We start from the raw sequence: 13,638 nt of genomic DNA, 5'->3' as shown, positions 1-13,638 counted from the left end.
TAGTGGCATGTAGTGCAGCCCTGTACAGCGTTCGGGCCGCCGCTCGAGAAAGACGATGCGCCGAGGGGGGCATGTCAGTTTTGCGATACGTCAGAACATGCCCTCAATCGACGTAGGCGATCACACCTAAATGAAACCTGCTTTTCACCCCACAGCGACGGCATCGCCGGTATCGACTTGAGGCAACTCGCCAGGCCATGGCATGAGCAGTGATTGCAACAGCAAGGTTTCAAATTCATTGCGGAAGCGCTGCACGATCACACCCGGATCAGGCACGCGCTTCACATCGCTGACGATGCCGAAATCGATCTTCCCGCCGTAGCTGAGAATGCTGATGCCCAAGCCAATGCCGCCTGATTGCGGCACCCAGAAGACCTGGCGCGTGATGCGTGCGCCGGCGATGTAACGCGGCTCCGGCGTGCCACGCACGTTGGTGATCACCGCGCTGGCATTGGCAGCGAGCGACTCCAGCACTCTTTCCTTGAGCGCTTTCGGAAGCAGCCCCATGCCTGCGAGAATGCCGAGTGCAACCAATGGCTGCTGAGAATGTTTCAGCGCTGCCATGCGCGTCTTCACTTCATACAGTCGCTCGAAGGGGTGCGCGATACCGATCGGCAAGCTCAGGAACACAAGGCCGAACCGGTTGCCAAGCTCGGTGATGGGCCCCGGCGGCCGCAGGTTCACCGGCACCAGCGCACGCACGTCACAGCCTTCTACTGCGTCGCCCTGCTCGATCAGATAGGAGCGCAAGGCTCCGGTGACACAGGCAAGCAACACGTCATTGACCGAGCAGCCCAGTGCCTCCGCCAGCGCCTTCACTTCAAACAGCGGCAGCGGCTCTGCCCACGCAGCCCGTTTCATCACCCCAAGATGTCCCTTCAAGCGCGTATGCGAGTCCGGCGTCATGCCCGCAATGAATGCCGCTTCATATGCCAGGTCCACGCCTGTCCTTCCGCATTCGATTGCCTGCTCGGGCTGCGCCAGCCACTCCCGTCCGGTATCGATGACCGCAAGCATGGAGCGCACGGCATCTCCTACTGCCTCTGTCACCGGTCCCAGCATCCTCTCCCACGCGCTGCGGTGAGTTTCCGTTCCACCGATATCTTCGACAGGAGGATGCGGTTTGTGCGGATCAATATCGGTAAGGGAACCCACGACATGGGTCAGCGCAAAACCGTCGCCATAGCAATGATGGATGCGCAGCACGAGCGTGCTGCCTCCGCTGTTGTCATCAATCAGATGGAACTGCCACATCGGCTTGCTGGGATCGAGCGGCGTGCTGATCAAATCGCTCACCACCTCTTCCAGCCCATTGCCATTCGCCAAATGCGGTATGGCGATCCTGCGCACGTGCCAGTCGAGGTTGAAATCGGGATCGTCTTCCCAATACGCACCGACGGCTTCCTCCACCACACGCTGACGAAAGCGGTGAAAGCACAGCAGGCGCGTTCTGACGACCTCGCGCAGCCGCTCCAGGTCTACCTCACGGTCCAACATCATCATGCCGCATATGATCATGAGGTTGGTCGGGCGGTCCATGCGCAACCAGGCCGTATCAACGCTCGATAGTGGTTCCCTCTCCGTCATCAGAAGTGCACTCCCCGTAGCAGGTGCTGCATTGCCTTCTGCTCGCCGGAAACAGCATGCACGTCCTTGCCATGTTCCGCGCCGGCAGCCTCCTCCGAATCAGGGAACATGCGGAACGCCGTATTCAGCACAATCTGCGCGAGATGCGGCGTCATCGTATGCATGCCCTGCCCCGCTATTCCTACTCGCGTTGCAATGCGTACCGGCTTGGTGACGATTGCCTGCACAACCAGCTCGGCCGCTTCGTCCGGCGACAGGGTCGGCACATCCCTGTAAATTTTTGTGGGTGCAATCATCGGCGTACGCACCAGCGGCATATTGATCGTCGTGAAGTGGATTCCCAAATCGGAAAATTCCGATGCAGCGCACAGCGTCCAGGCATCGAGCGCGGCTTTCGACGCCACATAGGCCGAGAAGCGCGGCGCATTGGTCAGTACGCCGATCGACGAGATGTTGATCACCTGCCCCGATTTTTGCGCGATCATTGCGGGCAACAACCCCATGGTCACGCGCAAGGCGCCGAAGTAATTTAGCTGCATGGTGCGCTGGAAATCATGGAAGCGATCGAAGCTCGCCTCCACCGCGCGACGGATGGATCGTCCTGCATTGTTCACGAGGATGTCGACCTTGCCGTGCCTGGCAATCAGCGTCTGCAGGAAGCGCTCTATGTCTTCCATGTCCGCCAGATTTACCGAGTAGGTAATGACATCAAATCCTTTTGCGTTGATCTCGCTCTTTGCTGCGGCCAGCTTCGCCTCGTCACGCCCGCAGATGATGGTGGTCGCTCCGGCTTCGGCAAGCCTGTGGGCCGTTGCGAGCCCGATTCCCGATGAACCGCCGGTGACCAGCGCGATCTTGCCTGCCACCTGGCCTTCCAGGCTGCGGTCGATAAACAGATCGGGATCCAGGTTGCGCTCCCAGTAATCCCATATCTTCGTTGCGTATTGGTCGAGATGCGGGCAAACGATTCCGCTGCCTTCCAACGCTTTCGCGGCCTGCCGGTTATCGAAACGCGTCGGATAGTTGATGAACTGCAGGATGTCGTCCGGCAGCGCCAGATCCTTCATGATGGCATCCCGCAAGCGCCGTACCGGCTTTAACGCCATCAGACCCGTGCGTATTGCGTCGGGAATGAAGCCGAACAGCGCGGCATTGATTCTCACGCTCATCGTCGGCGCATGCGCCGCGCGTGCCAAGGTGTTCAGCACGTCTCCCACTCGCATGGGCGAGGGATCAGTGAGATGGAAGCACTGGCGGTCGAGGCCGGGTTGGTGCGCGATATATGCCATCGCATTGACCACGTAATCGACCGGCACGATATTGATGCGTCCACCTTCGATGCCAATTGCCGGCATCCACGGTGGCAGGATACGGCGGATACGCTGGATCAGTTTGAAGAAATAGTATGGGCCATCGATCTTGTCCGTTTCACCGGTCTGCGAATCGCCTACCACCATGCCGGGCCGATACACGCGCCACGGCACCTCGCACTCCACGCGCACCAGTCGCTCGGAATCATGCTTGGTTGAAAAATATGGATGCGCAAGATTCTCCGCTTCGTCGAACATATCCTCGCGGAATATCCCCTCGAACAATCCCGCTGCTGCGATGGAACTGACATGGTGAAAGCAGCCCGCCCGAATCGCATTCGCACACGCAATCGCATTGTGCGTTCCACCAACATTCGTCTGGATTTGCGCCTCGGGATCGGCCCTCAAGTCGTAGATCGCAGCAAGGTGGAAAAAGTGGGAGATGTTCCGCGTCAGCATTTGCATATCTTCATCAGAGATGCCAAGCCGGGCAGAACGCACGTCACCTTCGACGGGAATGAGCCGACTTTCATCTGCGTTCCAATATGCAAACAGTGCAGGCAGCTTCTTGCGGCTTTCGCCCCGGATCAGAAAGTAGACGACGCTATCGGGTCGCGCGAGCAATCTGGCGACAAGTCTCTTGCCGATAAAGCCGGTTGCTCCTGTCACAAAATAGCGCATGCTTGCCTCCTTCAAAGGCATAGAAACATGCTGGCTCGCACGTTGTACCGATGCATTGCGCAGCAAGCCGAGTCGACTTGATTATCCTGCGCGCGAGTACCTCGCTATTGAACGAAATCAAAGGCGAATGCGGCTTGTTGAAACGCGGGCATGTCACCCGTGCCGGGCGGCTTATGCTGAGGAAAGACGGATCGCTGCTGGCAGGATACTGCTGCGCCAGACAGGCTATCGCGCTGCGCAGAACGATGTCTGCGGCAGCCAACGTACTGTGCTTGCATGCGCGCTCCTCACTCCCCAATCTAGTCCTTTTGGAAGAGCTTTCAATGCAGCCTCGAGCCTGTTATGCCCTCCGGAAGGGGCTTGGGAGATGCTCAGACGCGTCATCTGCTGCGTTGCGCCTACTTGTCGTCGTCATTACTGCCGCGTCGTCACGCCTTGCATCTGGCAGGTTCTGGGGCTCCCCGTCTAACCTTTCGGGTGTATTACAGGCGCTTGAGAAGCACGCACTGCATTCCTGTAAGCGACTGCCACACCACTATGGAAACGGGAATGCCAAACTGCGAGCAAAAGAGATACTGGATGAGCCTGTCATGCGTCCTCCCATGGAGCGCACAAGTTTGTCCAGCCACCGAGTCAGGACTTCCTCACGCGAGATTGACCTCAAGTTCCCGGAATGGGTCCTTCACGCCCCCCTCAACGCGGCACGCAGAAAAGAAAAAAGCCCCGTAAGGCAAGCCCCTCGCTTAACCTGTTGAAGGTTTTGGGATAGCCAAAGGCTGATTGAAGGGCCGCATTCGCAAGGATGCGGCCTTTTTTCATTGGTCGGGGTCGCCAAGGTGCTGCGGCGAATGCAGGGGTATAAGCGAACTGCAGGAACCTTCCGACCGGCCAAAACGATAATCTGTGCCTTGGAAATCAGCGGGGCTCGCTGAACTTTATCCGCAACAGACGCCGTGCGCCTGCTGTGAGTTCAGCGTCGACCCTTTTGAGCACCATTGGAGCCGGGCTAGGTTCAGCATCCTCTGGCGTGATTGAGTTCGACAAACAGAAAGCCCCGTAAGTCGTTGAACTTACGGGGCTATTTGCCCGGTCAATCAACCGCTTTCAACAGGTTAAGCGAGAGGCTTGCCCGTAAGGGGCTTTTCGATATCTGGCGGAGACGGAGGGATTCGAACCCTCGATACAGGTTTAAGCCCATATGCTTCCTTAGCAGGGAAGTGCCTTCGACCTCTCGGCCACGTCTCCACACTCACGACGGCATTGCAACTCCGTCCAAGTGAAGTCCCGCATGATAGCTGCTCATGCGGACTTGGTCAATGAAACAATGCAGTTTGATGGGTTTGATCAAGCTTTTTCGAGATCGAACGCCTTGTGCAGCGCACGCACAGCCAGCTCCATGTACTTCTCGTCGATCAGGACAGAGATCTTGATTTCCGAGGTGGAGATCATCTGGATGTTGATGCCTTCTTCCGACAGCGTGCGGAACATCTGCGATGCGATGCCCACATGGCTGCGCATGCCGACGCCAACCACCGATACCTTGGACACCTTGGTGTCGCCGCTGATGCTGCCTGCGCCGATATGATCCTTCACGCTCTTGTTCAGCACATCCATCGCCTTCGCATATTCTCCGCGTGCGACGGTGAAGGTGAAGTCGGTCTTGCCTTCGACGGACTGGTTCTGGATGATCATGTCGACTTCGATGTTCGCATCTGCGACCGGGCCGAGGATCTGGTAAGCGATGCCCGGCTTGTCCGGCACGCCCAGCACAGTGATTTTCGCTTCGTCGCGATTGAACGCGATGCCCGAAATGACGGCTTGTTCCATGTGTGTATCTTCCTCAAACGAAATCAGGGTACCGGAATTGGCTTCTTCTTCCAGCGGCATGAGCGGGTCGGTCAGCGACGACAAGACGCGCGTCGGCATCTTGTAGTTGCCTGCGAATTCGACCGAGCGAATCTGCAGCACTTTCGAGCCAAGCGATGCCAGCTCAAGCATTTCTTCGAACGTCACCGTCTTCAAGCGACGCGCTTCGGACACGACACGCGGGTCGGTTGTATAGACGCCGTCGACGTCGGTATAGATCAGGCACTCTTGCGCCTTCAGCGCTGCGGCCACGGCCACGGCCGATGTATCAGAACCGCCACGGCCGAGGGTCGTGATATTGCCTGCATCGTCCACGCCCTGGAAACCGGTAATGATCACGATTTTGCCCTCGGCCAGATCCTTGCGCACGCGCGCGTCATCTATCGACTGGATGCGCGCCTTGGTGAACGCGGAGTCGGTCTTGATCGGTACCTGCCAGCCTGCGTAGGAAACAGCCTTCTTGCCGATGGTCTGCAGCGCCATCGACAGCAGCGCGACCGACACCTGCTCGCCGGTCGAAGCCAGCATGTCGAGCTCACGCGGGTCAGGCTGCGGCATGATTTCCTTGGCAAGGGCGATCAGCCGGTTGGTTTCGCCGGACATGGCGGAAGGCACCACGACAATCTGGTGGCCCGCGTCATGCCATTTGGCGACGCGCTTTGCGACGTTCTTGATGCGCTCGGTGGAGCCCATCGAAGTGCCGCCGTATTTGTGGACGATTAAAGCCATAAGGGTTGGGGGAATGCGCTGAAAAAGAGAAATTTTGATTAAAATCAACCCTTTACTTTACCGTCTGCAACTCAGAATGACAAGTAGAGAAGCGAAGAAATCAGGTTAAAAATCATTGAAAGTCGTTAAAAATCCGGCGGCGGCCTATTCGCGAAAATATTCCCAGTGCAGGTTGACGGCTTGACCCGATCCGGCCGGGAATTCCCGCCAGTTCAGCCCGATACCGGCAGCAAACAATAGCCTGTTATTGACAGTGATCACAGGAAGTCTTTGACGCTCCCACGGCGGAACGTTCAAAGCCTGGTAATGATGCTTTAGGCTCTTCGTTGGACGATTTGGCGCCGGCTTGAGTTTTTCGCCACCATGGCGAAAACGCACAAGCAGCTCCTGGTTCCGCAGCCAGGCTGGATCAATGCCCTGCTCCACCAACTCAAAGTGCAGCACCCCGCCATATTCAGGCACTGCGATCTGGTTTTCGCCCTGCCAGCGGATGCCCACTGCAGAAACGTCTGCATTATCGTCGCGACGAGGCGTCATGAAAATCCGGCCGCGGTGTCGGCGAATTTCACAATCAGCATGTATCACCCGCACTTGCGCATCCTCGCGCGCTCCAAGCAGCTGCTCACGCATCTCGTCAAGCCACGCTGTGGAAGGCATGCGCACACCACGCGACGCAAGCCAATAGCGCAGGACATTGTCCATCCGGTCAGCACTGAACCGGGTCAGCAGTCGAATATCAATGCCGTCGCCATCGCGGCACGCACCGAGGTCCTGCTCCGCCAGTTCGTTCAACATGCGATGCGCCGACTGCGCATGGTGCGCCGCGCGCGCGATCCTGCGCTGAAAGCCTGGAAACGCATCGGCGACCACCGGCATCACCTTGTGGCGCAAGGCGTTGCGCACGTAACGAACGTCTGCATTCGACTCATCCACTACGTGGCGAATGCCCTCACGCGTCACGAATTGCTCCAATGCGAGCCGCGACACATCCAGCAACGGCCGGCCGACAAGCAGGTCAGGATCCTTGAGCAGCTCCGGCGCCACATTCAGCCTGTCCATACCGGACAATCCGGCCACCCCGGAACCGCGAAGCAGCTGCATGAACACCGTTTCCGCCTGGTCGTCCAAATGATGCGCCGTCAGCAAGACAGGAACGGCATGCTCACGGCACAGCGCCCCCAATGCCGCATAGCGTCCGATCCTCGCAGCCTGCTCGGTACCGTTCCTGCCGATACCATCGAGCGTAATACGGCGTGCGCCAAACCGGACCTGCAACCGCGCACATTCGCGCTCGCAATGCTTCAGCCATTCATCCGCATTCGGACTCAGGCCGTGGTGGATGTGAAATGCAAACAGCGCAATGCCATGCTTGGCCGCGTACGCGTGCGCCAGGTGCAGCAAGGCAGCGGAATCGAGGCCGCCACTATATGCAACTGCAAGCGCAGAAACAGAAACGCGCGTCCGGATCTCTCCTAACGCGCGTTCGAAGGCGTCGCCCGGCGACGCCACATGCTTTTCTGTCACAGCTTATTCCGGCGTGTTGATTTCCTTGAACTTACCGTAGCCCATCAGCTTCTCGTAGCGTGCCGCAAGCAAATCCTTGGTCTTCATGCCCTGGAACTGGCGCAGGGAATCGGCCAACGCACGCTTCAGCAGTGCTGCCATCTGCTTCGGGTCGCGATGCGCTCCACCGAGCGGCTCGTTGACGATCTTGTCGATCAGGCCCATTGCCTTCAGACGATGTGCGGTCAAGCCCAGTGCATCAGCTGCATCCGGCGCGCGCTCAGACGTCTTCCAGAGAATCGATGCACATCCTTCAGGCGAGATAACGGAATAAGTTGCGTATTGCAGCATCAGCACTGCGTCGCCAACTGCAATGGCGAGCGCACCGCCAGAGCCGCCTTCGCCAATGATGGTGGCGATCAACGGCACCTTCAGTTCAGCCATTACATACAGGTTGTGGCCGATTGCTTCCGACTGTCCACGCTCTTCGGCATCGATGCCGGGGAAAGCGCCAGGGGTGTCAACAAAGGTGAAAATCGGCAGGCCAAACTTTTCAGCCAGCTTCATCAGGCGCATCGCCTTGCGATAGCCTTCCGGCTTCGGCATACCGAAGTTGCGCATGGCGCGCTCTTTGGTATCGCGGCCCTTCTGGTGTCCGATCACCATGCATGCCTGCCCGTTGAAGCGGGCCAGGCCACCAACGATAGACAGGTCATCTGCATACGTACGATCGCCGTGCAGCTCATGGAAGTCCGTGAAAATCTCATTCACGTAATCCATCGTGTAAGGACGCTGCGGATGGCGCGCAATCTGCGAGACCTGCCACGGCGTCAGCTTTGCGTAGATGTCCTTCGTGAGCTGTTGGCTTTTCTTGGAGAGCCGCTCGATCTCTTCCGAGATATCCACTGCCGAATCATCCTGCACAAAGCGCAGTTCTTCGATTTTTCCTTCTAGTTCGGCAATTGGCTGCTCAAAACCGAGAAAAGTTGTCTTGCTCATCGTGCCTCCTTATGCAACACGAGGTGAATTGCGCGCGCGACTCAGTACACGACAGGCGCAGCATCGAGGCTGCGCCACAGATACCACGTCGCGACTGTGCGCCACGGTTCCCAGTTGGCAGCAACTTCACGTGCATCGCTGCGGGATACCGGCTCACCGGAAAAATAGTTAATGCTGATGCCTTTGAGCAAACCAAGGTCGTCCAAAGGCAATATGTTGGGCCGGAGCAGATTAAATATCAAAAACATCTCCGCTGTCCAGCGTCCGATTCCGCGTATTTGTATCAGTTCCGAGATGACCTCTTCGTCGTCCATCTCGATCCACTTGTCAGCATGTACACGTTTTGCCTTGAAATGGTCGGCCAGATCGATGAGGTATTCCGCTTTTCTTTTCGACAATCCGCACGCGGAGAGCTTCTCCGACCCGGCTTTCAGGACCTGCACTGGCGTGCATTTTGGACACACTTCGATCACTTTCTGCCACACCGAATCCGCCGCCTTGACGGAAATCTGCTGACTGATGATCGACCGCGCCAATGTTGTGAATGCCTCACTCCGGCCGGTCAAGTGCATGTCGCCAAACTGTGGAATGAGTTTGCGCATGATGCGGTCGCGCTTCATCAGCTCTTCCTTGGCATCATGCCAATATGCGGGCGCGCACGGGATCTCCGCCGCTTGTCGCATTGTTGCCATACTGCTTACGCCCTTCTCCATTCAGTAATGCCGCCTGGCTTATCTTCAAGGACGATGCCGTTTGCCAGCAACTCGGCGCGAATGCGGTCTGCGTCCGCAAAATTCTTCGCCTTCTTCGCGGCGGCACGCGCTTCGATTTGCGCAGCGATGTCCGTCTCTGCAAGCCCGCCCTGCTCTGCCGGACCGGCCTGCAGGAACTCCTGCGGCGTACGTTGCAGGAGGGCGATGGCGCCGGCAAGGGCCTTCAACTGGCGCGCCAGTTCGGCAGACTTTGTCTTGTTGACTTCATTGGCCAACTCAAAGAGAACGGCGATCGCAACAGGCGTGTTGAAGTCGTCATTCATCGCCTCCGCAAAGCGAACTGCGTGATGCTCATTTCGGTCAAGCGGCTGCGAATCAGGCGCGATATCCTTAAGCGCGGTGTACAAGCGCGTCAGCGCATGCTTGGCATCGTCAAGATGTGCATCGGAATAGTTCAGCGGACTACGGTAATGCGCGCGTAGGATGAAGAAGCGCACGATCTCCGGGTCATATTTCTTCAGCACGTCACGAATGGTGAAGAAATTGCCGAGCGATTTTGACATCTTCTCATTGTCGACGCGGATAAAGCCGTTATGCATCCAGTAGTTCACGAACGGATGCTTGTGCGCGCCTTCCGACTGCGCAATCTCGTTCTCGTGATGCGGGAACTGCAAATCCTCGCCGCCACCGTGGATGTCAAACTGCTCGCCAAGCAGTTCGCAGCTCATTGCCGAGCATTCGATATGCCATCCCGGCCGGCCCTTGCCCCACTGAGAATCCCATTTCACTTCATCGGGCTCGGTCTCCTTGGCAGCCTTCCACAATACAAAGTCAAGCGGATCGCGCTTGCCCGTGTTCAGCTCCACGCGCTCGCCGGCACGCAGGTCATCCAGCGATTTGCCCGAGAGCTTGCCGTAAGTCGGAAATTCGCGCACGGAATAATTGACGTCGCCGTCCGCCGCCTTGTACGCAAGGCCATTGCGTTCGAGCTTCCCGATCAGGTCGAGCATTTGTGGCACGAATTGCGTGGCACGAGGCTCATGATCCGGCTTCTGCACACCGAGCGCAGCAGCGTCCTCGTCCATCGCATCAATAAAGCGCTGCGTCAGTGTCGAAATCGATTCACCGTTTTCGACAGCGCGCTTGATGATCTTGTCGTCAATATCGGTAATGTTGCGCACATAGGTCACCTCTAGGCCCGATGTGCGCAGCCAGCGCTGCACCATGTCGAATACCACCATGACCCGCGCATGACCGAGATGACAATAGTCGTACACCGTCATTCCGCATACATACATGCGAACCTTTCCGGGTTGCATGGGGACAAAGGTCTGCTTCTCACGCGCGAGCGTGTTGTAGATCTTGATGGAGGTCATGGGCGGTTTTCCGTTTCGGCTAGGGACGTTGTCGGACGCTTGGGCAGCGATTCATTCTCTTCCTGCAGCGTGCGAATGACGTACTGCAACAAGGTGGCCGAAACCTTAAGTCATGCTTATTTTGATAAAATGCACGGTTTCGCGGCAGTATAACATCGGTTAAAACTGCACTCCCCGGCAAAGGGAGAAGGAAGATACACAATCACTATTTGTCTGTAAAGAGTAAAGGAGAACCAGCAATGCACAACGCACGTCGGCATTTCATCCACCTGGTAACAGCTCTTTCGCTGAGCAGCGTTTTCCTTGGTGCCCAAGCAGCAGACAGCCCACAGGTCGCGCTGAAAACCAACATGGGTGAAATCGTGCTGGAGCTCTATCCGGAGAAAGCGCCGAAGACCGTCGAGAATTTCCTGCAATACGTGAAGAGCGGCCATTACAACGGCACTATCTTCCATCGCGTCATCAACGACTTCATGATCCAGGGCGGCGGCTTCGACAAGAACATGCGTGAAAAGCCGACAAATCCGCCGATCGAGAACGAAGCGAAGAACGGGCTCAAGAACGACGCCTACACCGTTGCGATGGCGCGCACCGCTGCTCCGCACTCGGCATCCGCCCAGTTCTTCATCAACGTGAAGAACAACAGCTTCCTCGACTACCCGAGCCGCGATGGCTGGGGCTACGCAGTGTTCGGCAAGGTCGTCAAGGGCACCGAAGTCGTCGACAAGATCAAGAAAGTGGAAACCACCAACAGCGGCATGCACCAGAACGTTCCGGTCAATCCGGTCGTCATCGAATCCGCAACCATTAGCAAGTAATTCAACCTCGTTAAGGAATACCATGGCTGTCATCCTCACTACCAACCACGGCAAAATCAAACTGGAACTCGACGCCGCGAAAGCTCCGAAGACCGTCGAGAACTTCCTGTCATACGTCCACTCCGGCCACTACGATGGCACCATCTTCCATCGCGTCATCGACGGCTTCATGATCCAGGGTGGCGGCTTTGAGCCCGGCATGAAACAAAAGCCGACGAATGAGCCGATCGAGAATGAGGCAAAGAACGGCCTGAAGAACGATGCCTACACGATCGCAATGGCACGCACTTCCGCTCCGCATTCGGCCTCCGCGCAATTCTTCATCAACGTGAAGAACAACAGCTTCCTCGACTATCCGGGCCAAGATGGCTGGGGCTATTGCGTATTCGGCAAGGTTGTTGAAGGTGCCGACGTGGTCGACAAGATCAAGTCCGTGAAGACGACCCGCACCGGCATGTTTGCCGATGTGCCGGTTGATAACGTCGTCATCGAAAAAGCCGAAGAAGTTTAAGCGTCGATTCGTCCGAAACAACGCATGTCAGTGCCCAATACGATGTCACCTGGCGCCAGCAACGAAGCGCAATCGAAACCGGTTGCGCTTTTTGTTTCGGATGTTCATTTGCAGACCTCGCTCCCCCGGACCACGCAGGCCTTTCTCACTTTTCTGCGCGAACAGGCGACATCTGCCCGACAGCTTTACCTGCTGGGTGATATGTTCGAATACTGGGCCGGGGATGACGACGTTGCCACGCCCTACAACAGGCAAATAGCCGAGGCTATCCGCGAAGTGAGCAACAGCGGTGTCTCGGTTTTCTGGATAGGCGGCAATCGGGATTTCCTGCTGGGAGAAGCATTCGCAGAAGCCGCCGGAATGACGCTGCTGCCTGACCCGTTTGTCGCCACGATTGCGAATCGACGCATCGTCCTGACGCATGGGGATGAACAATGCACGGACGACCACGGATACATGGCGTTTCGCGCACAGGTGCGCCAGCCGGAATGGCAACGGCAGTTCCTCGCCATGCCTCTGGATCAACGCAAGGCAGTCATCGAGGGAATGCGCACAGGCAGTCGTGAGGCCCAACGCAACAAGTCATACGAAATAATGGATGTCAATGCTGCAGCAATCGCGGCGCTTTATGCGGCCACAGGTACGTCCATCATGATTCACGGCCATACGCACCGCCCTGCAATGCATCACTATCAGGAGTCCGGCGTGGACCGTGTGCGTCACGTGCTCCCGGACTGGGATTGCGATACTGAGCAGCCTCGCGGCGGCTGGCTTGCCATGTACGAGAATGGCTCGTTCAAGCGTTTCGCCTACGACTGCACTGCAGCACAGTAAGCTTAGTAATAGAGGAATGAATTCAGTCGAACTGCTTCTTGAAGCTTTCGAATTGCTCCGTCAGACGATCGACCTCACTCCGCAAACGCGCCACCTCTTCCTCTAACTGGGCAATGCGGTCGTGGCGAGGCACATCCACTCCGCCAGAGAAACTTGCCGCCACCTCCTGACGTTCAAGCACCTCATCACCGGAAAGCAGGTGTGCATAGCGCGCCTCCTTCGTTCCCGGAGCTCGCGCCAGGCGCGCCACCAGCGGAGGATATTTATCGATCAGAAATTGCAGCCCTGCCTCCACATCGGCGACGGCAGAAAACTCATGCAAGCGCCCGCTGCGCGCCCGGATTTCGCCAGCAGTCTGGATACCGCGCAGCATCAGTATCGTCAGTACCGCAAGCTTGTCCTGCTCCAGCGTCCATTTCATCCGCATGCGATGTTCGTACTTGACGACACGAGCACCGGCTTGGCGCACCTCGGAAACCAGCTTTTTCTGAATCAGGCGCTGCAGCACATCCTGCACCGTGTCCTCCGAGATCGACATCACCGGGTCGCGACTGGAAAGCTGGTTGCAGCCGTTTGTCAATGCATTGAGAGACAAAGGATAGTTGTCCGGCGTGAGCGCCTCCTTCTCCGAGAGGACGCCCAGAATGCGGACCTCGAATGCATCAAGAACGTCCGTTCCGCTGCTAGCCACATCATTTTGCTCGGTCATCC

At 57.3% G+C, this 13,638-nt stretch carries 11 protein-coding genes and 1 tRNA gene; 3 read left to right on the top strand and 9 right to left on the bottom strand.

The window, feature by feature from the left end:
* Nucleotides 1-144 precede the first annotated feature (144 nt).
* The 8 genes from ACYVIA_RS00365 to cysS all read right to left on the bottom strand — a co-directional run bounded on the left by ACYVIA_RS00365 (nt 145) and on the right by cysS (nt 10,764).
* Entirely contained in the window at nt 145-1,587 is a 1,443-nt protein-coding gene (locus tag ACYVIA_RS00365; protein ID WP_460836812.1) for a WS/DGAT/MGAT family O-acyltransferase, read from the bottom strand.
* Entirely contained in the window at nt 1,587-3,578 is a 1,992-nt protein-coding gene (locus ACYVIA_RS00360) for an SDR family oxidoreductase (RefSeq protein WP_460836810.1), read from the bottom strand. The genes ACYVIA_RS00365 and ACYVIA_RS00360 overlap by 1 nt, the downstream gene beginning before the upstream one ends.
* A 1,151-nt stretch (nt 3,579-4,729) precedes the next feature.
* Nucleotides 4,730-4,823, bottom strand: a tRNA-Ser gene (locus tag ACYVIA_RS00355).
* A gap of 99 nt (nt 4,824-4,922) precedes the next feature.
* Nucleotides 4,923-6,173: an aspartate kinase gene (locus ACYVIA_RS00350; RefSeq protein WP_460836808.1), complete on the bottom strand. Its 1,251-nt coding sequence runs from the start codon at nt 6,171-6,173 to the stop codon at nt 4,923-4,925.
* Nucleotides 6,174-6,317: 144 nt separating this feature from the next.
* The gene (gene tilS / locus ACYVIA_RS00345; RefSeq protein ID WP_460836806.1) at nt 6,318-7,697 is read right to left on the bottom strand and encodes a tRNA lysidine(34) synthetase TilS; all 1,380 of its coding nucleotides are present in this window, start codon (nt 7,695-7,697) and stop codon (nt 6,318-6,320) included.
* Nucleotides 7,698-7,700: 3 nt separating this feature from the next.
* Nucleotides 7,701-8,675: an acetyl-CoA carboxylase carboxyltransferase subunit alpha gene (locus ACYVIA_RS00340; RefSeq protein WP_460836805.1), complete on the bottom strand. Its 975-nt coding sequence runs from the start codon at nt 8,673-8,675 to the stop codon at nt 7,701-7,703.
* 41 nt (nt 8,676-8,716) lie between these two features.
* A complete protein-coding gene (locus ACYVIA_RS00335; RefSeq protein ID WP_460836803.1) occupies nt 8,717-9,367 on the bottom strand; it encodes a DNA-3-methyladenine glycosylase family protein in 651 nt (216 codons plus the stop codon).
* Nucleotides 9,368-9,372: 5 nt separating this feature from the next.
* Nucleotides 9,373-10,764 (bottom strand): cysteine--tRNA ligase, encoded by a 1,392-nt coding sequence (gene cysS / locus ACYVIA_RS00330; protein ID WP_460836802.1) that lies wholly within the window; start codon nt 10,762-10,764, stop codon nt 9,373-9,375.
* Between the two features lie 239 nt (nt 10,765-11,003).
* Between cysS and ACYVIA_RS00325 the strand changes: the two genes are divergently transcribed.
* From ACYVIA_RS00325 to ACYVIA_RS00315, 3 genes are read left to right on the top strand one after another with little or no spacing between them, the layout of a single operon-like run.
* Nucleotides 11,004-11,582 carry a peptidylprolyl isomerase gene (locus ACYVIA_RS00325; protein ID WP_460836800.1) on the top strand — a complete coding sequence of 193 codons (579 nt, stop codon included), beginning with the start codon at nt 11,004-11,006 and terminating at the stop codon, nt 11,580-11,582.
* A gap of 22 nt (nt 11,583-11,604) precedes the next feature.
* Nucleotides 11,605-12,093, top strand: a complete 489-nt coding sequence (locus ACYVIA_RS00320) for a peptidylprolyl isomerase (protein ID WP_460836799.1) — start codon at nt 11,605-11,607, stop codon at nt 12,091-12,093.
* A gap of 24 nt (nt 12,094-12,117) precedes the next feature.
* Nucleotides 12,118-12,927 carry a UDP-2,3-diacylglucosamine diphosphatase gene (locus tag ACYVIA_RS00315; RefSeq protein WP_460836798.1) on the top strand — a complete coding sequence of 270 codons (810 nt, stop codon included), beginning with the start codon at nt 12,118-12,120 and terminating at the stop codon, nt 12,925-12,927.
* 22 nt (nt 12,928-12,949) lie between these two features.
* Here ACYVIA_RS00315 and ACYVIA_RS00310 read toward each other — a convergent pair whose 3' ends face one another.
* The gene (locus tag ACYVIA_RS00310) at nt 12,950-13,636 is read right to left on the bottom strand and encodes a YceH family protein (RefSeq protein ID WP_460836796.1); all 687 of its coding nucleotides are present in this window, start codon (nt 13,634-13,636) and stop codon (nt 12,950-12,952) included.
* Nucleotides 13,637-13,638 lie beyond the last annotated feature (2 nt).

Source organism: Noviherbaspirillum agri (assembly GCF_054780595.1).
This window is presented reverse-complemented; position numbering and strand designations above follow the sequence as displayed.